We start from the raw sequence: 26543 nt of genomic DNA, 5'->3' as shown, positions 1-26543 counted from the left end.
TTATCAAAAGCTTCTAAGCGTGCTTCAAATCCTAACTTTGTACTTCGGTGGCCACTGTTTATGGTAGGCGTTGCTATTGCTGTTGGAGTGTGGAAATACACACTTGGTTAAAGTAGATAAAGAATAGGATGTATCTATTTTTCGACAAGCACTTGGTTGTTAAAGAGTAAATTGATGCAATTTTAATTGCACCATTTGGAGAAAGTCGCCTGCTTATTATCCGCTTACTCCTCAGATATAAATGTTGGTTTGAGCTGGTTTTCTTACCTTTCGGCCACATGATTGATTAAAATACTGGTAGATTATTCATGTTTTTAGGGTTAATAAAATGTCATATAAAATGAGTTTTGCAATAACTAAGTCACTATAGATTAATCCTTAAGAAATTTAATGTTTATCTATTAAATAAAAAAAGCAAGTAAGTCTATAAAAAGCTTTGTTTATCTCTCATAACATAAGTTTTATTTGTGAAGGTTGCTTCTTGTGTGTTAATTATAGGTTAATTACATTGGTGCGCTTAAATAAGCACTAAAACCGTAATACAGGATAGAAACGTACTTTTGTCAAAATAGATGTTACAACATATAATATGAAAAAGTTACTATTAATTCCTGCATTCCTGTTGATTAACCTAAGTGTTTTTGCGCATGATATTTTCACTGCTGTAAATTCTAATGATTTAGCTGCTGTAAAATATTTATTAAACAAAGGAACCGATTTGAATAAAATGAACAGCAAAGGAGAAACAGCACTGATGATTGCTGCTCATAGCAACAATACTCGTATGTGCGAATTTCTGATTGAAAAGGATGCTAACGTCAACATACAAGATGCTGCCGGCAATTCTGCATTAAAGTATGCTGTTCAAATGAAAAATCAGGATTTGATTCAGATTTTGGTTAACCACGGCGCTAAAATCAATTAAGTTAATAGTCGCAAGCCAAAGCAAATCCGATCTTGCTTATCAGCCCCATGATGATACTGTTTGTCCATTGTTTTAGTTGTCGTCATTAGGCATGCTGAAAGAAGGCGGAACTGAATGAATACCCGATGCCCACAATTTGTTAGGGTGCGGTCCCATAAGTAATTCGAGCTGACCACCGTTCATCAATTCTTTATGTGAAAACCAGGATTTATCCCAAGTTTTGCCATTTAGCTTGGCCGATTGAATGTATTTATTGTCTGGCGAATAGTTGCTGCAAAGCACTGTAAATGTTTTGCCATTGCCCAACTTTAAGGTCGCACTTTTAAACATCGGACTGCCTATTACGTACATGGGCAATCCCGGTGTAACGGGGTAGAATCCAATTTCGGAAAACACTACAAAAGAGGTTAAACCACCGCCGTCCTCGTCACCTGGTATACCCATTAAATCATTCCTGAACCATTCTTTCAGTAAGTTACGTACGCGCTTCTGGGTGCGCCAAGGCTGACCTGCATAGGTGTACAAATAGGGAATGTGCATGGCTGGCTCGTTGCCCATAGAAAATTGCCCAACGTTGCCGGTATGATCGCCAAACTGATAGTAAAAATCTGGACGACCCTTACCCAGCGGCGTGCTGAACATATCTTCCAATCCATCCACAAAACTTTGCCTGCCACCCATTAGGTTTACCAAATCGCCTATATTATGCTGTACATCCCAACGGTACACATAGCCATTATTCTCATCGTAAGCTTCCCGCGCACCAATACCGCTGGAATATCGGTAATCAAAGGGTTCAATAAAATTGCCTTGTGCATCTTTCGGATGAAAGAACTTGGTTTGCGGGTTAAATACTTTATGGTAGTTTAAACTTCGTTTCAAAAAATATGAGGCATCATCCGTTTTACCTAAATCCTTTGCAATGTTGCCCAAGCACCATTCGTCGTACACGGTACCCAGCGTTACCGCTACCGGCTGCCGTTTTTCCCAGCTGTGTATTTCGGGTACAGTTTCTTTTTCACCAGGCGCAAGTGCCGGAAAATAGCCGTTATCTTTATAAAACTGATCTAGGGCACCGGCCTTTTTACCCGACCAAGGCGCTAGCGTTTTTTCGGTAATTGCAGCCTTGCAATACTGGTAAGCCTCTGCCAGATTAAACGAGCGTAACCCTTTGTTATAGGCGTCAATAATCATGGCTACACCATGGTTACTGTTCATGCGGCGACTGTCGCCTGTAACTTCCGGGAAAGTTGGCATCCAGTGATTGGGCAGTTGGCTGGCCATCCTTAGGTAAGAATTAATCATATCGGATTCCATTTTAGGCTCTATGATTACCCGTAAAGGATGTACAGCGCGGTAAGTATCCCAAATCCAATCATCAGTATAAAAAGGTGTGCCCTCATCATTATGCACCTTTCCATCATAGGCGCTAAAGTATTTGCCATCTTCCGAAAGGCAGATCATGCGCTCATAAGTACGATAAAGCGACGTGTAGAAAACCGTTTTGGCGTTCTCATCTGTTCCCTGCACTATAATTTTGCCCAGCGTGTTATTCCACACAGCCCGACCTTTTGACACTACCCCAGCCAGATCATAATTCTGAATTTCGCGACCAAGATTGCGTTTGGCCTGTTCTGTGCTGATAAATGAAACACCATAATGTACCTTTATGCTGGATGTATTAGCCGGATATTTCAGCACTAAGTAAGCATCTTTTCCCTCAACTAATTTCTTAGAATCCAGGTCTACAGCATTCACCTGTCCCGATGAAACCGGTTTAATATCTGTTTCGAGATAAATATATACTTTCGTATGGTTGTCCAGTTGCTGATAGCCGCTTACTGCATTACCAGCAATGGATAGGCCACCCTCTTTGGTATTCAAAATCAAATAAGGTGGTGTAGATGAATTACTAAAGTTAATCTCATAAATACCAGCTTGATGCGACGGCGCATATTTGACGTTAATGCCGTAATCATCCAAATCAACCTGGTAGTAATAAGGCTTGATTATTTCGTTATCGTACCCATAAGCTATGACATTTTTTATCCCTGCTGCATCACCCTGATAGGGGCTCAGGCTAAAGGCCGAGCTTCCGCGATGACTGGTAATCATCAGCGGTAACCCTTTGATAGTATTTCCCGTAAAATTTTCACGCTCGGGGTATACTCTCAATAAACTGTTAGGTAGATGAATGGTAGGATAAGTGGGTACCAGCAAGTGGCTAATATTTCCAATATAGGGATTGACATAATCAACGGGTTCTTTTTGGCTTTGTGCACACGAAACCAATGGTCTAATACCTAAAAATAAGAGCAATGAGGTAAGTAGAAAGCTGTTGATTTTTTTCATAGAAACAGTAGATGCTAATAAATGCGGCTAATATACAATTGTCAGTTGAATAGAATTAAGATATACAAAGTATGGAAACCTTAAATTTATTCCTCACCTAATTAGTGAAGCAATACAATCAAATCATTAAACCAATGGTTGCTATGGATAGTCTTAATTTAAATTATGCAGTTATATAGGTTTTTAAGTATTGGTATTTTGTTGAGCTTTGCGCTGGGACAAGTAGCCCGTGCGCAAAGTACGGCCAGTATTACCGGGAAGAAAGATACTTCGTTCACTACTTATAGTGCTTACCAAAGTGCGCGCAAAAATTACCCTAACATCAAGCTGGTGCAGGATAGTTTGCCCAAGAGCATTAAAGTAGCTAAAAATAAAACTTACGCTTTGGTTGGTAAGCATCGGTTACGGCTAGATGCTTTTTACCCTAAACAAAAATCAGAAAAAGGTTATCCGGCCGTATTAATTATTCACGGTGGGGGATGGCGTTCGGGAGATCGAACACAGCATTATCCGTTGGCTGAACGCTTGGCTGCACAAGGATATGTCTGTTTTACTGCCGAATACCGGTTATCAACTGAAGCAGTGTACCCGGCACCAGTTTACGACTTGAAAGCTGCCGTGCGATGGATTAGGGCGAATGCTAAAAAGTACCAGGTAGATACCAGCAAAGTAGCAACTTTAGGCTTTTCTGCCGGAGGGCAACTGGCAGCTTTTTTAGGAGCAACTAATGGTGTACAACAGTTTGAAGGTGCGGAAGGTAATCCTGCTTACTCCAGCCAGGTACAGGCCGTGGTTGATATTGATGGTATTCTGGCCTTTGTGCATCCGGAATCGGGTGAAGGGGATGACAGTAAAGCTATATCATCAGCTACCCACTACTTTGGTTATAGCAAAAAAGATAATCCTGAATTATGGGAAAGTGCATCTTCATTAAAATATGCCAGTGCTAAAACACCACCTACGTTGTTTTTAAATAGTTCTATCGACCGTATGCACGCTGGTCGGCAAGATTATGTGAACCTGCTAAGTAAATATCATACCTATACCGAGGTTTTTACTTTTCCAGACACGCCTCACGCTTTTTGCTTGTTTGAACCTTGGTTTACACCAACGGTACAACATGTTACTGACTTTTTAGATAAACTGTTTAAAGATAAAAAGCTGCTCCGGTAAACCGAAGCAGCTTTAATGGATTGGTACTATGCTAATTATAGTATTAAAAGCTTATTGTTAATTATCAATGCAATAAGCTTACAATTTCAGACTGATCAAAACTTTTAGATAATAGTATTCGCACTTCCTGTTCTTTTGAACCGTGAACAGGCACTATACTTTCCTGGTTCCATCCCAGTTCGCTTAAGTAATCTAATGCTGCCGAAAGCGTCTTAAAAGTTTCTGCTTTTTTCAATTGTTTAACTACTGTCGAATCTTGAAAAATAGGAGTCGTATCGCTTACTCCTGCATCTATATGTATATTTCCATCCGGGCCAATACGGGCGAAATGTAAATGGTATTGGTAATACAATTCACAATGCCGCTTAACTTTTTGAGCAAACGTGATTGAAGAGCATACCAGTAAACTCATCAAAAGAACGTAAGATAAGATGGTTTTCATAGACTTTAGGTTTAGATTCAATTATTGAGCAATCAACAGATTGCTCAATATAAAAAAACTTTATAAACCTTAATAAAATTTAGGCAGCGGATTTAATTTCGGATTTTGTCGCTGGTGCCAGTAGGGGTAAATCGGATCAATGGCGCTAGCCTCATCCAGTTTTTTCACCTGTTCGGTAGTTAAGTTCCAGCCTATAGCTTCCAGGTTTTGTTTGAGTTGTTCTTCGTTACGGGCACCTATAACTAAGTTGGCTACGGTAGGGCGTTGCAGTAGCCAATTTAAGGATACCTGCGCTACTGATTTGCCGGTTTCTTCAGCTACTTCATCCAATGCATCTACAATTTTGTATAGCAAATCAAAGTTAGTAGCCGGACCATGAGAACCACCCTGACTCATGCGGTTATCTTCAGGCAGCGGTTGGTTGCGTCTGAATTTACCACTTAACCTGCCTGATGATAGCGGGCTCCACACAATGGTACTCACTTTCTGGTCAATACCTAAAGGCATCAGTTCCCATTCAAATTCGCGATCTAATAACGAGTAGTAAGCCTGATGCGCTACATACTTAGCCCAGCCATAACGCTCAGATGCTGACAATGACTTCATCAAATGCCAGCCCGAAAAGTTGGAGCAGGCAATGTAGCGCACTTTACCACTGGTAATTAAATCATCTAAAGCACGCAAGGTTTCTTCAACCGGTGTGTTGGCATCAAAGCCATGCATGTGGTAAATATCAATATGATCAGTATTTAATCTGCGCAAGCTTGCTTCGCATGATTCAATCAGGTGATAACGTGAGGAGCCAAAATCATTCGGACCATCGCCCATACCAAAGGTCGCTTTGGTTGAAATCAGCACCTGGTTGCGCAAGCCTTCCAGCGCTCTGCCTAAAATCTCTTCGGAAGCGCCTCGCGAATAAACGTTAGCGGTATCAAAAAAGTTAACGCCGGCATCCAGGCACAGGTTAACCATTCTTTTAGCTTCATCCAGTTGGGTATTGCCCCATGCTTTAAAAAACGCATTGCCGCCGCCAAAGGTAGCCGTTCCGAAACTCAGTACCGGTACAAATAGTCCTGAGGCGCCTAATTGTCTGTATTCCATAGTAGAGGTAGTTAGTGTATTTAAATGTTATTGTTCGTCTTTCGGGAAGTCGGCACCTATGGTAGTTTCTTCCCAGGTATCAAAATCCTTTTGCAAAAGTTCTATTTTGTTGCGGGCACCTTTTAAAGCAGCTTCGCCCAATAATAATCGCAATGGTGGTTTTTCTGATTCTACAGCTTTAATCATAGCTTTTGCTGCACGTACCGGATCGCCCGGCTGTTTACCGCTGTAACCGCGAATGTTACTTTTATTCTGACCGGCAGTATCTTTGTAATCGTCAATTACAGTTTTACTGTTGTTGGCTGACCGGCCTGCCCAATCCGTGCGGAAACCGCTTGGTGCAATTACCGTAACCTTTATGCCTAATGGGGCTACTTCTTTCGATAGCGATTCAGAATATCCATCTACCGCAAATTTGGTAGCGTTGTAAAAACCTACGGCCGGGAAGCCTACCAAACCGCCTATGGAAGCTACGTTTAAAATGTTTCCGCTACGTTGTGTCCGCATTATGGGTAATACGGCTTTGGTAACAGCAGCCAATCCAAAAAAATTAATTTCGAACATGCGGCGTACTTCATCTTCTTCGCTTTCTTCAATAGCACCGAAGTAGCCAATACCGGCATTGTTTACCAGCACATCAATAGTGCTGAATTTTTGCCGGATCTGTTCAACAGCCGCTTTAATCTCATCAGCTTGGGTAACATCCAGTTTTACCGCCAAAGCGGTTTCTGGATAAGCTTCTACAATATCTTTTACATCATCGGTGTTGCGAGAGGCTACGGCAGCCCAATAACCGGCAGCTAGAACTTCTTTGGCCAACTCGCGACCAAAGCCGGTAGAACAACCGGTGATAAACCATACTTTGCTCATGTGTTTTTTTTTGATTAGTGTTTGTGTTAAAATAACACTGTAGGTTGCAAATGTTTGTCAGGGTTGTATCAGTATTATAGTTCACCTAAATGCAAGATTGGCGATCAAGTTTAATTTTGGGTGAGTTGATATAAATAAAAAAGCCGCTTTAATGATTAAAGCGGCTTTTAAGTATTCTTATTTAAAGAGAGTTCATTCAGCTTCTACCGGCTGGTCAGTGCCTGATACAACATCCTTAATTTTGTTTTCAAGCTCTTCAGCCAGTTCAGGATTGTCGATAATCAATTGCTTAACGGCATCACGGCCTTGACCTAAGCGGCTATCACCATAGCTGAACCAAGAACCTGATTTCTTGATAATATTGTGCTCTACACCCAAGTCGATAATTTCGCCGGCTTTGGAAATACCTTCACCAAACATAATATCGAACTCGGCCAAACGGAATGGCGGAGCCACTTTGTTTTTAACAATTTTAACTTTTACACGGTTACCTGATACCTCGTCGCTATCCTTAATCTGTGATATACGACGTACATCCAAACGTACGGAAGCATAGAATTTCAAGGCATTACCACCGGTAGTCGTTTCTGGGTTACCGAACATCACACCAATTTTTTCACGCAATTGGTTGATGAAGATACAGCAGCAACCGGTTTTGTTGATAGTACCGGTAAGCTTACGCAAAGCCTGAGACATTAAACGGGCTTGTAAACCCATTTTGGAGTCACCCATTTCACCTTCAATCTCACCCTTGGGTACTAATGCAGCTACCGAGTCAATTACTAAAATATCAATAGCGCCTGAACGGATCAGGTTATCGGCAATTTCTAAAGCTTGTTCACCATTATCAGGCTGAGAAATCAGCAGGTTCTCGATATCCACGCCTAATTTCTGTGCATAAAAGCGGTCAAAAGCATGCTCTGCATCAATAAAGGCTGCAATGCCGCCTTTTTTCTGCGACTCGGCAATAGCATGTATAGCCAGCGTGGTTTTACCTGATGATTCAGGACCATAAATTTCAACCACACGGCCTTTAGGCAAGCCGCCTACACCTAAAGCCAGGTCGAGCGTTAATGAACCGGTAGGAATAACCTCAATGGGCTCTATATGAGAATCACCCAATTTCATGATGGTTCCTTTACCATACGATTTTTCCAGCTTATCCAGCGTAAGCTGTAGTGCCTTTAATTTATCTGCGTTACTCATTCGTTGTTTTTTACTATAACAAATATACTTATTTAAATTGAATTACTAAAAATATTAGTAGGTATTTTTAGTAATTCTAGCTTATACAAAAGGTTTATGGGCATTATTTTTAGGCTATCATACACCACAGATGCCTTTGTTTTATGATATAAATTTATGCAAAATATGTTGAATAAACGAATGTTTTTAAGGTAAGTTATTTAACTAATTGTTAATGACTGCTATGAAATTTACGTGTGAAAACACCAGCGTTTACCTGCTTTTTACAGCACAAAAATGACCCCAGAAGTGAATCGTAATCATTGAAAAATTAAGCTGGTCGGAGCGGAATGATCCTTGTACTCTTACAAAATTACATGATATATAATTGCGTTATTCAAGAGGTTGTATGGTCACCTTATAAAATGATTATCTTGCATAGATACTTAAGTTACTGGCCTTATGAACACACTTTATTACTTTATCGTATTTATGTTTTTGGGATTCGGCAGTACCTTGATGGTAAGTGCACAAACAGCCAATATCCAGAACGATGTATTTTGGAATACAACCGATGGTCGTCCTATTTACAGTCAAGGTGGTGGAATATTCAGGTTTAACGACCCAGCCAGCGGAGCGAAGAAATACTATTGGTACGGCGTTCACTACAAGGAGGCTGATGCTTACCGGAAAGACCCTAGTGTTACACAAAAAACATCGAGATTTACTTCAGTTACTTGTTACAGTTCTGTTGATTTGGTTCACTGGGTTTTTGAAGGAGACGTGCTAACGGAAAGTGAAGTTCTGAAAAACAACGCACAACCCACATGGCTTGGCCGTTTGGGGGTGGATTACATAAAAGAACTAAAAAAGTATGCCTTAATTATCCAGCACGGCAATCAGGTGCTTTTTGCCGTTGCTGATTCTCCAACAAGCCAGTTTACCTGGCATCAGCAGATTGACATGACCAGCATGATAGGTACCCCAAACACGGGCGATCAAACTGTATTTACAGACGAAGATACAGGCAAGTCTTACCTGATCTATTCTTACGGCAGGGGCAGAAATAAAATTTATGTTTCTGAAATTGGCGTTAAAAATGGCATGGTCAATTTGCTAGACTGCACCGAAGTATATCATGGTGAAGGGCGTGAGGGGAACTGTATGTTTAAGTATCAAGGCAGGTACTACATGTGTGCATCAGACTTATATGGCTGGGATGCTTCTCATGCCTACTACCTGGTTGCCGATAACATTAGGGGACCCTATACTCCGGCCAACCATATGCAGGTGATGAATGGTTGTACTGATGATTATGCCCATGTTACACAAACCGGCTTTTTTTACACGGTAAGAGGCAGCAAGCAAGAAACGGTTATTTTTTGTGGAGACCGGTGGGCTGATTTTGCAGGGAACGGATTAGGGTACAACCAATGGTGTCCATTATCTTTTGATGGTCAAACGCCGTACTTCAATTCAGTAAGTTCCTGGAATTTAAATTGTTTAACAGGAGCATGGATGGTGAGTACAAACAATAATTATGTAAAGAATGGCAGCTTTGAGGCCGATCGGAAAAGAATACCTAGTATAGTTAAACCTGCTCAAGAGCAGCTATCAGGCTGGGTGTCGGTAGTTTTGCAGGGCAGCCCAATACATATAGATACTATATCTCCATCTTTAAATCATGACAATGATGCTAATGACAGAAAAGTAGTGATTGGTGAAAAAAGCCTTAACATCAGTGATCGGGTAGATTTTCAAAGAAAAGTATATCAAACCCTATCCGCTACGCCTTATGTTCCATTAAACGATGGTTTGTACACCTTAACAGCTAAAGTAAAAAACAGTATAGGCTTTGTTACTTTGGAGATGTATGCTGTCAGCAGTAAGCAAACTGTAAAGTACAATATCAAAAATGAAAATACTGCATGGCAAACTATTCGTATTGAAAAAGTACCCGTTAAAGGCGGACAAGTTGAAATTGGCTTTTTAGCACAGGGCAAAGCCAATGCTTTTTGTTATATAGATGATGTAGTATTAGTGAAAAGCAGGTAAGTTCTTGTGGTTTATTCCTTTTACGGTTAAAAGAATTGCTTAATTGTTACTGGTTTTAACGATGGTAACTATTGAACATGCATGCTTTTGCTGTGTAGTATCTACATTAAATCGAATATCTTTAGGTTGTATTTGGGGTTGAATTGCATACAGTAGCAGGTAAATTCGTTCTTTTTCTTTTTTAAAAGTTTCCAAGTTAACAGTTTTACCTATTGAAAAATCCGCATCGGGCACCTGATAAGTAATTTGCTTAATCTTAAAACTAGGTTGTTGTATTTGCTTCTGAGGCTTTACAAATTTAACCGTCTCATCACTTCCACTTTGCTGGGCAACAGAAGTTTTAAAAAGTATAAAACTTAAGATGAATGCAGGGATGAATAGGTTTTTCATGATAATGCAGATGGCTGATTATCAGTAAATATCGTTATACTACATTAACTCTGCAATAAGCTTTTGAATTATTTCGAAATATCCTGATATAAGTAACTCCTTGGATAAGATGGGTGCTACAATTATGGTATAAGGCTATTTAGAGCTTACTACAAATCATCAGCTGGAGTTCCAGTCGCTGGCTTCAGGGTTTTTGCTTTAGCAGCTTTGGCTGGAGATGTTTTGTTCGGCTTTGCTACTTTAGCTGTTTTATTCAATACCAAAGCCGCTTTGCCACTTTGGTAATACTTACAAAAATGAGTAAGTGGGCAAACCTCACATTTAGGTCGGCGGGCTAAGCAAATATAGCGGCCGTGCAGTATAAGCCAATGGTGAGCCATGCCTAAGGTTTGTTTGGGCAGGTGTTCCATCAGTTGCATTTCTACGGCAAGCGGCGTTTTAGCATTAGTTGTAAGCCCGATTCGGTTGGCTACCCGAAATACATGGGTATCTACCGCTATAGCTGGCGTATCAAAAACAATCGAAACAATCACGTTCGCTGTTTTACGGCCTACACCAGGTAGCTTTTGCAAATCGCTATATGCAGGCGGTACTTCGCTATCAAACTGCTCTACCAGCATTTTCGCCATACCTGCTAGGTGCTTAGCTTTATTGTTCGGATAGCTAACACTACGGATGTACGAAAAAATCTCTTCAACGCTTGCTTCAGCTAGTGCTTCAACTGCCGGAAAACGTTCAAAAAGGGCAGGAGTAATCTGGTTGATGCGTTTATCAGTGCATTGGGCCGATAGGATAACCGCCACCAACAATTCGTACGGGTTGGAATAATGGAGTTCAGTTACCGGGTTAGGCTGATGTTTCGAAAAGTAATCAACAAATAATTTATAGCGTTCTTTTTTTAGCATGAAGTGCAAATATAACAAAAGCCCTGCTGGTGTGCAGGGCTTTTGCCATTGTTAGCGCAGGTTTCTGGAGTGTTGAAGAATGTTGTCAATAGTGTGTTGTTTAGGTCTTTTTTGTAACCGATCCAACTCCGTTCTGAGTGCATGAAAAAAGATTACTTCATCAGCCTCAGCACACTCAATCATATCACGTCCTTTCACCATAGCTTTGCCAGTGTTGGTCTTTAAAGTAGTAGAATTTTCACTCATAAGCTTTAGTGTTTTGTTACAATTTACTAACGCCTATTACTAAACAATATTTTACAGCTTATCAAGAAATTTGTAATAAATATTATTTTAGTTTTTCAAGCTCAATTCTTTTGTCTGCATCATTTTGCGCAAGTTGTTAAGTGCATAACGCATACGGCCCAGTGCCGTATTAATGCTTACTTCAGTTACGTCGGCAATTTCTTTAAAGCTCATATCGCCAAAATGGCGCATAATAAGTACTTCTTTCTGATCAGCTGGCAATAAATGAATGAGTGCTTTTAAATCTTTATGAGTTTGCTCGCGCACCATACGGTCTTCGGTGCTTTCATCATAATGTCCTAGTACTTCAAAAATATCAAAATCGTCTCCACCGCTTACCAAAGGTGTGCGTTTTTCACGTCTGAAATGGTCAATTACCAAGTTATGCGCAATGCGGCTTACCCAGGGTAAAAACTTGCCTTCCTCATTGTATTTGCCGGCTTTAAGCGTATTAATTACTTTAATGAAAGTATCCTGAAAAATATCTTCTGCCAGGTACTCATCTTTAACCAGCAAATAAATAGAAGTATATATTTTAGATTGATAACGCCGGATGAGTTCGACCAAACCACCCTCGTGCCCGGCTATATATAGATGGATCAATTCCTGATCACTTTTCAAATGAAAATCCATAGAACTGCTACTTTAAAATCAATAAATTTAAAAAAACTACGTTTTAAGTATAAGTTCTAATCGATAGGGGCTCCTCGTTTTTTGTCATATCAAATAAAGTGAATATTGTGTTAAAATGCAAATATTTTTAAAACAAATATGTTATAACACATTTATCTGACAAAAACTAAAGAGCGGGTTCCTCCGGTTAAACTTAACTGCTATTTGGACTATTTAGTGGGTAACAGGTTTAATTTCAAAGGCAGATAAATTTGCACAAAGTTATGATTAGCAAAGTTTTATTCATTTTGTAGTAATAAGAAGCAAACAAATTACCTGCTAATGCCATATTCCATATAAACAACGCGTGTAAAAGCGGGAAGGTTTGGAATATGCTAAACTTTTTAGGATTTTTGCAGCCTTAAAAAATATTGCTTAGGGTTCATGGCTGGTGGTGCATTATGAATTGTTAACTATAAGCTATGAACAATAAACGATAGTATGAACTACGAATTTATATGAGTACAGAAACGGAGAAAGATCCGCAAAAACATATCATCATTAAAGGTGCCCGGGTGCATAACCTGAAAAATATGGACATCGCCATTCCTAAAAACCAGTTAGTGGTTGTTACTGGGATGTCGGGTTCGGGCAAATCATCATTGGCGTTTGATACTTTGTATGCCGAAGGGCAGCGCCGCTATGTGGAAAGCTTATCTTCATACGCACGCCAGTTTTTAGGCCGCATGAATAAGCCGGATGTTGATTATATTAAAGGCATTGCACCGGCTATCGCTATTGAGCAGAAGGTAATTACCAGCAACCCGCGTTCTACTGTAGGTACCTCAACCGAAATTTACGATTACCTGAAACTGCTATACTCGCGCATTGGCAAAACCATATCGCCGGTGTCAGGCCGTCAGGTAAAAAGAGATACGGTAACTGATGTAGTTAACTTTGTACAGGGCATGCCCGATGATACCATGGTTACGGTGCTATGCCCATTGCATCCGCATAATAACCGCAGCTTGAAAGAAGAACTGGCTGTGCTGTTGCAAAAAGGTTTTGTGCGTGTAGAATACCAAAGTAGTGTTTCGCGTATTGAAAGCTTGCTGGAAGATGAAAGTGTAGTGAACCACACGCTCACCAATGATGATCCGGTACGTATTGTGGTTGACCGCATTACTAAAAATAATGAAGAAGAAACCCTAAGCCGCCTGGCCGATTCGGCTCAAACCGCTTTTTTTGAAGGTAAAGGCGACTGCTTTGTTCGTTACCAGCAACCGGAAGCTGAGCAGGAAACAGAAGCTTTCTTTTGCGACCGTTTTGAGCTGGACGGAATGAAGTTTGAAGAGCCTACACCTAATTTCTTCAGCTTTAATAACCCTTATGGTGCCTGCCGCCGTTGCGAGGGTTACGGAAAAATTATCGGTATTGATGAAGATTTGGTAATACCCGATAAAAGCAAATCTATTTACGATAGTGCTATTGCACCTTGGCGCGGCGAAAAGATGGGCGAATGGAACCAACGCTTAATTGCTCAGGCTGATAAGTTTAACTTTCCTATTCATCGTCCCTATAGTCAGCTTACCGACAAGCAAAAGCAGTTGATATGGACAGGCAACAAGTACTTCCGTGGGCTGGATGCGTTTTTTAAAGAGATTGAAGAACAAACTTATAAAATACAATATCGTGTAATTCTGTCGCGCTACCGGGGTAAAACTACTTGCCCGGAATGTCGTGGCAGCCGCTTGCGGACTGATGCTACTTATGTGAAGGTAGGCGATCATTCTATTACTGATATCGTGCTGATGCCACTGGATAGGGCACAAGAGTTTTTTAAATCACTGGAGTTGGATGCGCATGATGAAAAGATAGCGCGCCGCCTGCTAATGGAAATCACCAACCGCCTGAGCTTTTTAAATGATGTGGGTTTGGGCTATTTAACCCTGAACAGGTTATCCAATACGCTTTCGGGTGGTGAGTCGCAACGTATCAATCTGGCAACCTCATTGGGTAGTAGCTTGGTGGGTTCTGTTTATGTGCTGGATGAGCCGAGTATTGGTTTGCACCCCCGCGATACTCAACGACTGATTATCGTACTGAAATCACTTCGTGATGTAGGTAATACTGTTTTAGTGGTGGAGCATGAAGAAGAGATTATGCAGGCTGCCGACCACTTAATTGATATTGGCCCTGAAGCTGGTACGCATGGTGGTAAACTCATTTTTTCAGGTACGTACGATGAAATTTTAACCGATAATGAAAGCCTAACTGGCAAGTATTTAAGTGGACGTGAAGAAATTGCCATACCCAATCAGTGTCGTAAATGGAGCGATTTTATCCTGATTAAAGGTGCCCGCGAAAATAACCTGCAACACATTGATGTAAAGTTCCCGTTAGGCGTACTTACGGTAGTTACCGGCGTTTCCGGCTCAGGTAAAACTAGCTTGGTAAAACGCATTTTACACCCGGCATTACAAAAAGCACTAGGCAATTACTCGGGCGAACAAACCGGTGCTTATGATAGTATTGAAGGCGATTATGCCAAAATTGAATCAGTTGAGTTGGTGGACCAAAACCCTATTGGCCGTTCGTCCCGCTCCAATCCGGTTACGTATGTAAAAGCTTGGGACGAGATTCGCAACTTGTTTGCTGCCCAGCCTGCTGCTAAAGCAGCCGGACTAAAACCTTCGGCTTTCTCGTTCAACGTAGAAGGTGGACGTTGTGATGTATGCCAGGGTGAGGGCGAGGTAAAGATCGAGATGCAGTTTATGGCTGATATCTTTTTACCTTGTGAAGCCTGCAACGGCAAACGCTTTAAGCAGCATATTCTGGATGTGACCTATCAGGAAAAGAATGTAGCTGATATTTTGCAAATGACCATTGATGAAGCACTGGCGTTTTTTGTAAACGACCAAAAAATCATCAATAAAATAAAACCTCTGCAAGATGTAGGTTTGGGTTACGTACAGTTGGGGCAATCATCCAATACATTATCAGGTGGTGAGGCGCAGCGTATTAAATTGGCTTCGTTTTTAGTAAAAGGTAATAACGCTAGTAAAACACTGTTCATTTTTGATGAGCCGACTACCGGTTTGCACTTTGCCGACATCAAGAAGTTACTGAAATCTTTTGATGCACTGCTGGAGCAAGGCAATACCATTGTGGTTATTGAACACAATATGGATGTGATTAAAAGCGCCGATTGGGTCATTGACATTGGTCCTGATGGTGGCGACCGGGGTGGCAATCTGGTATTTGAGGGTTTACCTGAAGATTTAATCAACAACAAGAAAAGTTATACCGGCCAGTTTTTGAAAGAAAGGCTCGGCAAATAAAAAAAGAGGCACTCCATGGAGTGCCTCTTTTTTTATTTGATTTCTGCTTCAGCCAACTTCATTACTTCGGCTTGTATAGCAGCATTTTCAATTACCGGTATTTTCTTGTGGTTAAAGTATAAATAACTATCTACCAGGCTGGCTTTGTTTTTTTCGTAATTATTACTAACTATTTCAATAGCCCGGTTAGCCGTAATATCACCTTTTAAGTTACAGTCAATTGTTTGTTGCTGACCTGTAGTCAGGTTGTTGATGATGAATGCTTTTTGCGGTGCCATTACCAATTTTATGGTGAGTAAAACCTGCTGGTTTTTAGCTACGGTAAATGAATCGGATGGCAGCGTTAAGGCAGCTTGTTCAATAGCGTTTAATAAAGGCTTAGGGGCAATGTAAGCTGCCGATGCACTGTTATTGATGTTGTTGTTCAGCGTGTAATAATGGTCGGTTAACATATATCCCTGAATTTCCTGTGTGCTTTTTACCATGAAATTTAAGGAAGATACCGAAGTAAAAGCCAAACTAAATAAAGCTATACCAGCTATGGATAGTGCCCAATTTCTTTTCATTTTAAAATTGTATGAAGGATGATTATTTATACAGACGATGCTTGCTGCCCAAACGTTGCACGCTAATTGCAAATTATTGAAAAACCTGGCAAACGATATAAAACAACGGGTGTTTACCTCACAAAATGAATTATGACGTCTTTTATAATAATTGCTGTTGTTGTATTGCTGCTGTTGGGTTTGGTGGCTTATTGGTTGTTCGGCAAGCGTAGCAAACCCCAATTAATGGTTAACCAGCAACTGGAAGAAAAATATAAAGCTTTGCTTACTCAGCATATAGCGTATTATCAAAAGCTGAATGCAACTGATCAAACTAAATTTGAGGGTATGATAGCCAGCTTTCTACAAAATATTCGCATTGAAGGAGTAGGATTGGAGGTGGATGATACCGACCGCGTATTAGTGGCATCCAGCGCCATTATTCCTATATTCGGTTATGAGGAATGGCGATACCAGAACCTCACCAATGTGATTTTATATCCGGATACGTTTAATAACGATTTTCAGTTTGAGGGGGAAAGTCGCAACATACAAGGTATGGTGGGTTCGGGTTACATGAATGGGCAAATGCTGTTATCCAGAGCAGCTTTGCTGAAAGGCTTTTCGTCACAATCTGGTAAACAGAATACCGGCATTCATGAGTTTGTGCATTTGCTGGATAAATCTGACGGTGCTACTGATGGTTTGCCTGAAAACATGCTGGCACATGAATATGCTTCGCCCTGGTTGAAAATGATGCACCATGAAATGCAGCGTATTGAAAAAGGCCATTCAGATATTGACCCTTATGCTGCTACCAGCGAAGCTGAATTTTTAGCCGTAGCCGCCGAATACTTTTTTGAAAAGCCCGGTCAGTTGCAGCAGAAGCATCCGGAGCTATACCAGCAATTAAGTCGGGTATTTGCACAAAATCCGGCCGCTAAATAAGTGATACACTTAATGGAATATAGTATAGAGCTGAGTATATAATCAATATTCAGCTCTATACTGAATGAGTTAACAATTGAGTATGTTAACGGCGTTGCTGCTAATAACTAGCGCAAACGATCGGCCGAACGTACCAGCTTTTCATCACTTTTAATATGACGAATAGCTATAAACAGCAGCAGAATGGCTATCGGCGGCAAAAACAAGCCAATACCAAAATTATCAGTTCTCAATACCACGCCTTGCGTAACACTTTTAACCGTTTGAGCTATCCAAAAGCTTAAGCCAATAATAACCAATACGGTGCTGTAGCATAAAGCCACCTGTTGCTTACGGTTGCGATACAAAAAAATGATTACCAGCGGCAACAAGGCCACAATAGCGGTAACAGCGGTAAGCGCCACAAATACTTCAGTGTGCACCTGGGCTTCTTTTACATTTTGAAACAAGCCGGTAATTTTAACACTAGTAGGTACGCCGGCTACATAAATATTGTAAGCTATCGGGAACAGATAAAGGGCAAACAGGGCCAAACTGGCAAAAAACAGATATATACTTTGTACGCGTTGTAACATAATTAAATACTTAGCAGGGCAAATATAAAATTGTTTGCTTAAAATATACATTGAGGTTTGCTGCACGCTTTGCTACCTTTGCTGCGTGGCTCAAATACAACGTTATTTTCTGGAACTGGCTTACGAGGGTACACGCTACCACGGCTGGCAATTGCAACCCAATGCCATTACTGTGCAGCAAAAGTTAAACGAAGCGTTGGCTACTTTACTACGTCAACCTATCGAAACCACCGGTGCAGGCCGTACCGATACCGGAGTACACGCCCGGCAGTTATTTGTACATGCTGATATTCCGCTACGGCAGCGTAAAACCGAAACACAAGACCTAACAGCAGAGCAAAGCCCGGTTTATAGCTTATTGGGCAAGCGCGAATTGGAGGGCTTGAATGCTCTTTTGCCTTTTGATATTGCCGTAAGACGTTTAATTCCGGTGCAGGCAGATGCTCATGCACGGTTTGATGCCACATCGCGTTCGTACGAGTACCATATACATTTTCATAAAGATCCGTTCAAAGTTGATTTCTCTTGGTTGCTAAAAGGGGAATTGGATATAGAGCTAATGAACCAAGCGGCCACTATCATGATGCAGTACACAGATTTTAGCTGTTTCAGTAAATCCAACACCCAAGTAAAAACCAATAACTGTAAAATTACACGGGCCGAATGGTTACGGAACGAAGACGGCTTAGTGTTTCACATATCAGCCGACCGTTTTCTGCGCAATATGGTTCGGGCTATTGTGGGTACCTGCCTGATGGTAGGCCGAAAAGAAATTGAGCCTGAAAGCATTCGCCAGATTATTGAAAGCAAAAGCCGTAGCAACGCCGGCACTTCTGTTCCGGCCTGCGGGTTGTACCTCACGGAAGTAAAATATCCGTACCTTTGAATTTAGAAATCCGGTAATTAATGCTACAGGCAAATTTATAACATCAGTCTTAGTGGTCTGGTCTTTCGTATAAAACAAATCATTTACTCAATCCTTCAAATAACTCACGCACTATATAATACATGTCTCAGGTAACCGGAAAAGCTATTGATTGGTCGTTGCTCAGGCGCATTATGCAGTATGTAAAGCCTTACAACCGCACGTTTGCCACAGCTGCCTTTTTAACCATCTTCGTTGCTATTATTGCACTGGCTCAACCTGTGCTGATGGAAAAGGCACTGGATAACTACATTATGGTAGGTAATTACAACGGCTTGTTGCTCATGGTAACGCTGATGATTATCCAGCTGGCTATACAAACAGTAGCTCAGTACTATCAAACTTACCTGACCAATGCCTTAGGCGAATCCGTAATTCGCGATTTGCGGATTGATGTGTTCAATCACATCATTGGTTTGCGTTTAAAGTATTTTGACCGCACACCTATTGGTATGCTCATTACCCGTACGGTATCTGACTTGGAAACCATTGCCGATATTTTTTCGGAAGGGTTAATTTCTATAGCTGGCGACTTTTTACTAGTGGTATCTATTATCATCTATATGATGGTAAAAGATTGGCGGTTAGCACTGATTACGTTAGTTCCAATCCCGTTTTTATTGTGGGCTACTTATATATTTAAAGAAGCTATCAAAGTTTCGTTCCAGGAAGTACGTACCCAAGTAGCGCAGCTCAATACCTTTTTGCAGGAGCACATTTCAGGCATCAGCATTATCCAGTATTTTGCCCGCGAAGATCAGGAAATGCGCAAGTTCAAAGCCGTAAACCTGAAGTACCGGGATGCCAACATTCGTTCTAACTGGTATTATTCTATCTTCTTCCCGGTAGTTGAAATTTTCGTGGCTATGTCTATTGCCTTATTGGTTTGGTATGGCTGTAAGCGTATCCTGACCGATCAGCAAATGGCAGATATTTCAGCCTCTCATCATGGAATCACTCCAGGTCTCATCGTGGCTTTTATTGCCTTGCTTAACCTGCTGTTTCGCCCTATACGCCAATTGGCCGATAAGTTTAATACCTTGCAAATGGGGATGGTAGGTGCCGATCGTATTTTTAAAGTACTCGATACGGATGAGGTAGCCGTAAATAAAGGCGTCTTGAAGCCCGGAACCTTGAAAGGTAAAATTGAGTTTGATAAAGTATGGTTTGCCTATAATGATGAAAACTGGGTGTTAAAAAATATCAGCTTTGCTGTAAAACCCGGTGAAACCCTGGCCTTGGTAGGGGCTACCGGTGCTGGTAAATCATCAACTATTAACATTCTGAACCGCTTTTACGAGATTGGTAAGGGAAGCGTAAAGGTGGATGGTGTAAGTATTCAGGATTATGAACTAAGCTTTTTACGCTCGCAGATTGCTACGGTGATACAGGATGTGTTTCTGTTTTCAGACACCATTGCCAACAATATCAGCCTCAACAACCCGGCTATTACCCGCGAACAGATTGTAAACGCTTCCAAAAACGTAGGCGCTCATGAGTTTATTGAACGTTTACCCGGCGGCTATGATTATAACGTAATGGAGCGTGGTGCTACGCTATCAGCAGGTCAAGCGCAATTGATTTCGTTTGTGCGGGCATTAGTGTACAACCCGGCTATATTGGTATTGGATGAAGCTACTTCATCGGTAGATACTGAGACTGAATTATTGATACAAAATGCCATTGATAAATTGATGCAAGATCGTACAGCAATTGTAATTGCTCACCGTTTATCTACCATCCAGAATGCAGATAAAATAATTGTACTGGATCATGGCGAAATCAAAGAAGTAGGCACTCATCAGGAGTTATTACGTATAGAAGATGGTTATTATCGTAAATTATACGATCTGCAATTTAATTCAGCTGGTATAGAGCGGTAATACTTACAATGTGGATATGGAGTAATTTATCAAAAAAGTAAGATCATATACTTTGGATTACCTAAAACAAACTTTCATATTTATAAAAAGAAGTTCTTCTTTAAAGACTAAAAAGCTCATTGTTCTAAAGCAAACTGAAGTGCGAAGGATTAGAACTTAGTCAAAATTCGATTTACTACTGATGTCCAATTGAAAGCAAGTTGGAAATTAGTAGTGACGAAAACATTAGGTTGCTTTATTGTACTTCGCATAAAGTGCTACAAGTAAAATAACAACTACAGGCACATCACAGTAAAACTATTTTTAGCTTATCACCTATAAGATGACATGGCCTAATCGTATGGTGAATGCATACGGGGTTTCCTTTAACCTAACGATGGCTGTCTGGAAGAAAAATACACCAGCTCATTAGGCGACTTACCAAATTTTTTCTTGAAAGAATAAGAGAAGTGGGACAGGCTTTTAAAGCCTAAATCAAGGTATATTGCTGAGGGCTTTTGGTGCTTGTTTTCGATGAGGTGTTTTGCTGCGTTTAACCGCTTATCTTGCAGCCACTGACGTGGCGGTGAGCCAAAGGATTTCTGAAAATCGCGTTTGAAACCCGCTAGGCTACGACCAGTCAGCTGTGCAAATTTTTCGACAGGAACGTTAAAGTGAAAGTTACTGAGCATGAACTTTTCCAGGTCAATCTTATAAGGTTCTGAAAAGTCAAATAAAAAGTTGCGAAGAACAGGCAACGCAAGTAACAGTAATTTAACGCCTTCTTTTACTTTCAAGATGCCCATTTCATCGGTCATGGCCGCCCCCGAACTCCGGGCGTAGGGAACAATAGAATGAAAATATCCCTGCAGAAATTCGTTAAATGGAATTAAGATATTGGGCGGACCAATGTATTTTCGGTCTGCTTCAAGTTTTTCTTCCAATGCAATTTTGCGCAACAAATCTTCCTGCAAGGATATCACGATGGTTTCATAATTCGCTCCGGGTAGCGGTGTTTTGGTGAGCGTACCCACTTGGTTTTTGCCAATCAGCAGCATTTCTCCTCCGGTCATCGAGATGCTTTGTCCGGAAGTTTCCAAGGTAAACTGTCCTGAAACCTGTAGTATCAAAGTAGGGTGGTTCCAAAAACATACTTTCTCCTTTCGCTCGGCAGAGAGGTAAGAATAGAAAATCACGCCTGGGAGGATTTCTTCTGGACTAATCATTCATTTAGCGTTGTAAGTAAGTGCCGCCCAATATAGCACCTGTTGCAAAAGTAGTATTTAAGGTGTTCATTTCTTCTGGCGTAAATACAATATTCATCGCTGCTATGTTTTCCGGCAAGCGCGATCTGCGACTCATGCTCACTAACGGCATAATATGCTCGCCTTGCTCTTTCACCCAAGCGATCGCAACCTGTGTTGGCGTACAACCTTTATTGCTGGCCAGTTGCTTTAAAACTTCAACTTTTTCCAGGTTATGAATCAAGTTTTCGCCTTGAAAGCGAGAGAAATGATTACGGTAGTCGTTCTCCGGAAGTGGTGCTTGCATTTCACCCGTTAGTAAGCCTTCAGCTGTATTGGCGAAGGCTACTATGCCAATGCCTAGTTCCTTTGCTGTAGGCAACAGTTCACTTTCTATCCCGCGCTCAGCCAGCGAATAGCCAATTTCTAGTGCGCTTATGGGGTGAATGCTGTTGGCTTTACGCAATTGGTCAGCTGTAATTTCCGATACGCCAATATAACGCACTTTGCCTTCTTGAATCAGGTCAGCTACCGTTCCGATAATGTCTTCCACCGGCACGCTGTTATCCATTCGGCTGGGCTGGTAGAGGTCGATAGTTTCAACACCCAAACGGGTTAGTGAATAGTTGATAAAATTCTTGATAGCGATAGGGCGCAGATCCATTCCCAACCACTGACCATTGTGAAAGATAGCACCGAATTTAACGCTGATGAAAGCATCATCACGCCTCCCTTTAATGGCTTTGCCGATCAGCATTTCGTTATGACCAGCACCGTAAAAGTCTCCGGTGTTCAAAAAGTTAACACCGCTATCTAAAGCTTCATGAATCGTAGCAATACTTTCTGTTTCATCAGGTGTAGAACCACCCCAGATAGAAGACATACGCATACAGCCTAAACCAAGTTTGGATACGAACGGACCATTGTGGCCCAACTGAATTTTAGTGATGTTTTTCATAATGCAAATATCAAAGTTCAAAACGCATCATGGTTTCTTCTACGGCTCAAATATTCCGCTTGTACGGCTCACTATAGTATGCAATTTGAGCTTTTACGGTTTAATTCCTTCAAGGTATTTGATAAGATTAAACATAGGGAGTCTGGCTAATCTAAACTGATGAAGAGAGGAACGAACAACACAAACATCATGATCTGTATTTCGGTGGTGCTAAAAGGAACGGCGTTTTGGAGAACGTCAAACTTTTTTATAGTTTAAGATCATTCCTATAAAGTGCTATATATGTAAGACAGAAAGGTTTTAAGAGTAAATGTACATTTTTAAAGACTCACTCGAAATGCGACACATAAAAACTTATAATTAACTCATAAACCTGTTTTCAAAAGAAGGCCATTTAAACGTTTTTTAGAAGTCTGCTATAAATACCGTTTCGCATTTCGGCTACAAATCACCATGATTAGACTACAAGGTATAGTTGGCAGTTGCTGACCTTCGCCATATTATTAAATGAAAACAAAAGTTATGGCACATCAAAATGAAACTGGTAAAGTATGGTTTATTACCGGGGCATCCCGTGGTTTTGGTCGTATTTGGACTGAAGCAGCCCTAAAGCGCGGTGATAAAGTTGCAGCGACTGCAAGAAAATTAAGCAGCCTTGCAGATTTAAAAGAACAATACGGTGAGAACGTATTAACACTGGCGCTTGACGTAACAAAGCCAGATCAGGTAAAAACAGCTGTAGAACAAGCTTATCATCACTTCGGGAAACTGAATATTGTGATGAATAATGCGGGCTATTCACTGGTTGGAACCATTGAGGAAGCGAGTGTTGAAGATGTGCGTGCATTGTACGAGACTAATGTTTTCGGTGCTGTAGCTGTTATTCAAGCGGTACTACCTATATTAAGGAAGCAGGGTTATGGACACATTTTGGGTACTTCGAGCACACTGGGGCACGTGGCGCTCCCTGTTATAGGATACTATTGTTCATCTAAATGGGCTTTTGAAGCCATATTTGAAAGCCTTGCAGCCGAAATTAAACAATTTGGAATCAAAGTAACTATTGTAGAGCCTGGCGCTTATGCAACGGAGTTTGGCAGTCCCGAATCTTTATGGTTTGCTGCAGGTATGGATGTTTACGCTGACTTTAAATTACAGTTTGTTGAGGGATTGAAAACGTCGAAAAGAGGTGACCCGAATGCTACACCAGAGGCACTTTTTAAAATTGTAGATGCTGAAAATCCACCCTTAAGATTTTTCCTAGGCAACCAGAATTTGCCTGCAGTACGGAAAACTTATGCAGACCGGCTTGCTATCTGGGAATCTTGGGAAGCTGTGTCAAGCGCAGCTCAGGGCGAATCCAAATAGCGTATATCCATAATAACCGGTAATAAATTGTTACCGGTTATAACTAAATTAGTTATCAGAATGAAAAAGGAAAGTAAAAGCCTTGTTAGATTTGAGTCGCTATCTAATGCTCACCGGGCATTTGGGTTACCAAATCCCAAACATCCGCTTATCAGTTTAATTAATGGCAGTCATGTCAGCCAGGATGTCAATCATCCATCGGGGGCACATGTGCTTGGCTTTTATAAAATATCCTACAAGCCGCAGCTAAGCGGAAGACTAAAATATGGGCAGCAATACTATGATTTTAATGAAGGCGGATTGTTGTTCGCTTCTCCTAACCAGATTGTAGGAGGAAATACTGAGAATGACGAGTCAACGGTCTGTTCTTTGTATACATTGCTAATTCATCCGGATTTCTTTTTGAATTATCTATTGGCGAAACGCGTTAAAGAATATGGTTTCTTTTCTTATGCCACCAATGAGACCTTACATCTTTCTGATGAAGAAAAAGCAACTATCATCTCTATTTTCAATATGATTGAAACTGAACTGAACAGCAGAATTGACGATTTTAGCCAAGACGTCGTAATTGCTCAGATTGAGTTGTTGCTGAATTATGCTAATCGTTTTTATAAAAGGCAATTTACCACCCGTAAAGCAATTAACAACACGTTGCTGGAAAGGATGGAAAAACTATTGAATGAGTATTTTGATAATAAAGCAACTTTGAGGTACGGCATCCCAAAGGTACAATACCTAGCCGAACACTTAAATTTGTCGCCAAATTATTTGAGTGATATGCTCCGTTCCCTTACAGGGCAAAGTGCTCAGCAACATATACACAACAAGTTGATAGAAAAGGCGAAAGAAATTCTGTCTACTACCAATTTATCTGTAAGTGAGATAGCTTATGCCTTGGGGTTTGAACATTCACAGTCGTTTAGTAAACTATTTAAAAGCAAAATGCAGATGTCTCCTCTCGAGTTTAGGGCTTCATTCAATTAAAATGAATACATGTTTGATTTTAATAGTTCGTTTCCTCAATTAAAAATTAAAAAACACGTTATTACTGATCTGTAAATTAACGCATTACAGCAAGTGGCTACCCCTAAAAAGGTGGGCACTTGCTGATTTCCAAACGTGCGACAGCAAATTTTGCAACTTACATTGTATTAGGAACAGAGCGTTTCTTAATGAATGATAAGCCCAGCTATTAGGTAAATTTATTATTTAACCTTTTTTTTGTTGTCACTTAATAGCTTATCTAGTTTTTCCTTCGTTTCAGGAATTGCTTGCAGTGTTAAAGCTTTTTTAAAAGTTTCAATTGCTTTGGTTTTATTGCCAGTTGCCAGATACAAATCGCCAAGTGAATCATAACAGTTACCACTTGAAGGGTTGTTGGCAATATTGAGTTTAAATAGATTTTCGGCTTTTTTATATTGTTTAGTGCCTAGCATTTGATAGCCTAACCTATTAACCTGACTTTCACCTGGCTTAACCACATAACCCATCTGCTCAGATACTTTTTTGTAATGTGCAGCCAGTACCGAGTCTAGTTTAAAGTTTGGATTATTCAACTCACTGTCATAGATCTTAAGCTTGTAAAAAGCGAAAACAAACCCGAGTGCATCATATTCTCCAATCAGCCTTACCGACGGATGGTTATCATCTTCATAGAACTTGTAACTGTAGCGCAACTGATTCTTTTTATTGTTGTTAAGAATTTTAATAAGTTCCAGGTTGCTACGTATAAGTTCGGTAGACCCGCTGGTATCTTTTTGAACACTGAGCGTATCCATTCCTCGCTCCATACGATTGGCCATTGCTATGAACAATGTTTTTCCATGGTAATTTTGATTCGGTAATATTGCCTTTGCTTCTTCTACAGATTTCTTGTTATTCCACCACAAAGAGGCTTCAAGAGAAACATAAGCGTTAAATGAATTTGGATGATGAAGTAAGGTATTAATAACCGTTAAGCCACCGAGCGAATGGCCAATTAATGTTTTGTAAGTTGTAGTCGGGTAGTTCGCATCGATATATGGAATTAATTCTTTCTCGACAAAAGCCATAAATTTATCTCCATTCCCAACAACTTCAGGCAGTTCTTTATCCGTACTGGTTGTGAGTTCGCTTAAGCGCTCTACAGGTACAATGCCCACCACAATCATCGGCGGACAAAGACTGGATTCCTCCATGTGTTCCGTAATAGTTACAACAGTGTTAAAGTTTTCACTGCCATCCAGCACATAAACAACAGCGTAATTTCCTCTGCCTTTAACCTTAGTGCCTCCATTGCTTTTAGGAATATGTATCCAAATTTTCCGCTGCTGACCCAATATTTTGGAAGGAATAGTTTCCTCAAACCCGGTGTTAAACGGACTGTTGTCTTGGGCCTGAGCGTAACCACAAACTAAAAGAAGTGCGAAAAGACAAAAAGAAATTTTTACAAGTGTTTTTGTGTTAGGGTTGAATAAGCAGGATTTCATGAAAGTTATGA

General features: G+C 40.6%; 23 protein-coding genes. 9 read left to right on the top strand and 14 right to left on the bottom strand.

The window, feature by feature from the left end:
- Positions 1-589: 589 nt before the first annotated feature.
- Positions 590-925: an ankyrin repeat domain-containing protein gene (locus HH214_RS03385; RefSeq protein ID WP_169606008.1), complete on the top strand. Its 336-nt coding sequence runs from the start codon at positions 590-592 to the stop codon at positions 923-925.
- A 72-nt stretch (positions 926-997) separates the two neighbouring features.
- Here the strand turns inward: HH214_RS03385 and HH214_RS03380 are convergent, their stop codons facing one another.
- On the bottom strand, positions 998-3277 hold the full coding sequence (locus HH214_RS03380; RefSeq protein ID WP_169606007.1) for a GH92 family glycosyl hydrolase: 2280 nt from the start codon (positions 3275-3277) through the stop codon (positions 998-1000).
- A gap of 165 nt (positions 3278-3442) precedes the next feature.
- Here HH214_RS03380 and HH214_RS03375 point away from each other — a divergent pair, with 165 nt between their 5' ends.
- Positions 3443-4450 (top strand): alpha/beta hydrolase, encoded by a 1008-nt coding sequence (locus HH214_RS03375; protein WP_169606006.1) that lies wholly within the window; start codon positions 3443-3445, stop codon positions 4448-4450.
- A gap of 64 nt (positions 4451-4514) precedes the next feature.
- Here HH214_RS03375 and HH214_RS03370 read toward each other — a convergent pair whose 3' ends face one another.
- From HH214_RS03370 to recA, 4 genes are all read right to left on the bottom strand, one after another.
- Complete coding sequence (locus HH214_RS03370) at positions 4515-4892, bottom strand: hypothetical protein (RefSeq protein WP_169606005.1); 378 nt, start codon at positions 4890-4892, stop codon at positions 4515-4517.
- 69 nt (positions 4893-4961) lie between these two features.
- A complete protein-coding gene (locus HH214_RS03365) occupies positions 4962-5993 on the bottom strand; it encodes an aldo/keto reductase (protein ID WP_169606004.1) in 1032 nt (343 codons plus the stop codon).
- A gap of 27 nt (positions 5994-6020) precedes the next feature.
- A complete protein-coding gene (locus HH214_RS03360) occupies positions 6021-6863 on the bottom strand; it encodes an oxidoreductase (RefSeq protein WP_169606003.1) in 843 nt (280 codons plus the stop codon).
- A gap of 192 nt (positions 6864-7055) precedes the next feature.
- Entirely contained in the window at positions 7056-8069 is a 1014-nt protein-coding gene (gene recA, locus HH214_RS03355; RefSeq protein ID WP_169606002.1) for a recombinase RecA, read from the bottom strand.
- Positions 8070-8510: 441 nt separating this feature from the next.
- Between recA and HH214_RS03350 the strand changes: the two genes are divergently transcribed.
- Entirely contained in the window at positions 8511-10103 is a 1593-nt protein-coding gene (locus HH214_RS03350; protein ID WP_169606001.1) for a family 43 glycosylhydrolase, read from the top strand.
- 39 nt (positions 10104-10142) lie between these two features.
- Here the strand turns inward: HH214_RS03350 and HH214_RS03345 are convergent, their stop codons facing one another.
- The 4 genes from HH214_RS03345 to HH214_RS03330 form a co-directional block, all read right to left on the bottom strand.
- Entirely contained in the window at positions 10143-10493 is a 351-nt protein-coding gene (locus HH214_RS03345) for a hypothetical protein (RefSeq protein WP_169606000.1), read from the bottom strand.
- A gap of 149 nt (positions 10494-10642) precedes the next feature.
- On the bottom strand, positions 10643-11398 hold the full coding sequence (nth, locus tag HH214_RS03340) for an endonuclease III (protein WP_169605999.1): 756 nt from the start codon (positions 11396-11398) through the stop codon (positions 10643-10645).
- 51 nt (positions 11399-11449) lie between these two features.
- On the bottom strand, positions 11450-11644 hold the full coding sequence (locus HH214_RS03335; protein WP_169605998.1) for a hypothetical protein: 195 nt from the start codon (positions 11642-11644) through the stop codon (positions 11450-11452).
- Positions 11645-11731: 87 nt separating this feature from the next.
- Complete coding sequence (locus HH214_RS03330) at positions 11732-12316, bottom strand: RNA polymerase sigma factor (protein WP_169605997.1); 585 nt, start codon at positions 12314-12316, stop codon at positions 11732-11734.
- 497 nt (positions 12317-12813) lie between these two features.
- Between HH214_RS03330 and uvrA the strand changes: the two genes are divergently transcribed.
- On the top strand, positions 12814-15636 hold the full coding sequence (gene uvrA / locus HH214_RS03325; protein WP_169605996.1) for an excinuclease ABC subunit UvrA: 2823 nt from the start codon (positions 12814-12816) through the stop codon (positions 15634-15636).
- A gap of 32 nt (positions 15637-15668) precedes the next feature.
- On the opposite strand, the gene HH214_RS03320 is transcribed toward uvrA, so the two are convergent.
- Positions 15669-16202 (bottom strand): hypothetical protein, encoded by a 534-nt coding sequence (locus tag HH214_RS03320; protein ID WP_169605995.1) that lies wholly within the window; start codon positions 16200-16202, stop codon positions 15669-15671.
- A gap of 132 nt (positions 16203-16334) precedes the next feature.
- Here HH214_RS03320 and HH214_RS03315 point away from each other — a divergent pair, with 132 nt between their 5' ends.
- Entirely contained in the window at positions 16335-17129 is a 795-nt protein-coding gene (locus HH214_RS03315; protein ID WP_169605994.1) for a M90 family metallopeptidase, read from the top strand.
- Positions 17130-17236: 107 nt separating this feature from the next.
- Here HH214_RS03315 and HH214_RS03310 read toward each other — a convergent pair whose 3' ends face one another.
- Complete coding sequence (locus HH214_RS03310) at positions 17237-17704, bottom strand: DUF4293 domain-containing protein (protein WP_169605993.1); 468 nt, start codon at positions 17702-17704, stop codon at positions 17237-17239.
- An 85-nt stretch (positions 17705-17789) separates the two neighbouring features.
- Between HH214_RS03310 and truA the strand changes: the two genes are divergently transcribed.
- Positions 17790-18590 (top strand): tRNA pseudouridine(38-40) synthase TruA, encoded by an 801-nt coding sequence (truA, locus tag HH214_RS03305; protein ID WP_169605992.1) that lies wholly within the window; start codon positions 17790-17792, stop codon positions 18588-18590.
- A gap of 122 nt (positions 18591-18712) precedes the next feature.
- The gene (locus tag HH214_RS03300; RefSeq protein WP_169605991.1) at positions 18713-20512 is read left to right on the top strand and encodes an ABC transporter ATP-binding protein; all 1800 of its coding nucleotides are present in this window, start codon (positions 18713-18715) and stop codon (positions 20510-20512) included.
- Between the two features lie 365 nt (positions 20513-20877).
- Here HH214_RS03300 and HH214_RS03295 read toward each other — a convergent pair whose 3' ends face one another.
- Positions 20878-21687, bottom strand: coding sequence for a helix-turn-helix domain-containing protein (locus tag HH214_RS03295; RefSeq protein WP_248282193.1), 810 nt, complete (start codon positions 21685-21687; stop codon positions 20878-20880).
- 34 nt (positions 21688-21721) lie between these two features.
- On the bottom strand, positions 21722-22693 hold the full coding sequence (locus HH214_RS03290; RefSeq protein WP_169605989.1) for an aldo/keto reductase: 972 nt from the start codon (positions 22691-22693) through the stop codon (positions 21722-21724).
- 507 nt (positions 22694-23200) lie between these two features.
- On the opposite strand from HH214_RS03290, the gene HH214_RS03285 reads away from it, so the two are divergent.
- A complete protein-coding gene (locus tag HH214_RS03285) occupies positions 23201-24061 on the top strand; it encodes an SDR family NAD(P)-dependent oxidoreductase (protein ID WP_248282192.1) in 861 nt (286 codons plus the stop codon).
- Positions 24062-24121: 60 nt separating this feature from the next.
- A complete protein-coding gene (locus HH214_RS03280; RefSeq protein ID WP_169605988.1) occupies positions 24122-25048 on the top strand; it encodes a helix-turn-helix domain-containing protein in 927 nt (308 codons plus the stop codon).
- 221 nt (positions 25049-25269) lie between these two features.
- On the opposite strand, the gene HH214_RS03275 is transcribed toward HH214_RS03280, so the two are convergent.
- Positions 25270-26532, bottom strand: coding sequence for an alpha/beta hydrolase-fold protein (locus tag HH214_RS03275; protein WP_169605987.1), 1263 nt, complete (start codon positions 26530-26532; stop codon positions 25270-25272).
- Positions 26533-26543: the final 11 nt, after the last annotated feature.

The sequence above is a fragment of the Mucilaginibacter robiniae genome (assembly GCF_012849215.1).
Classification (GTDB): domain Bacteria; phylum Bacteroidota; class Bacteroidia; order Sphingobacteriales; family Sphingobacteriaceae; genus Mucilaginibacter; species Mucilaginibacter robiniae.
The sequence above is the reverse complement of the archived record's forward strand: the minus strand, read 5'-3'. Positions and strand labels throughout refer to the sequence as shown.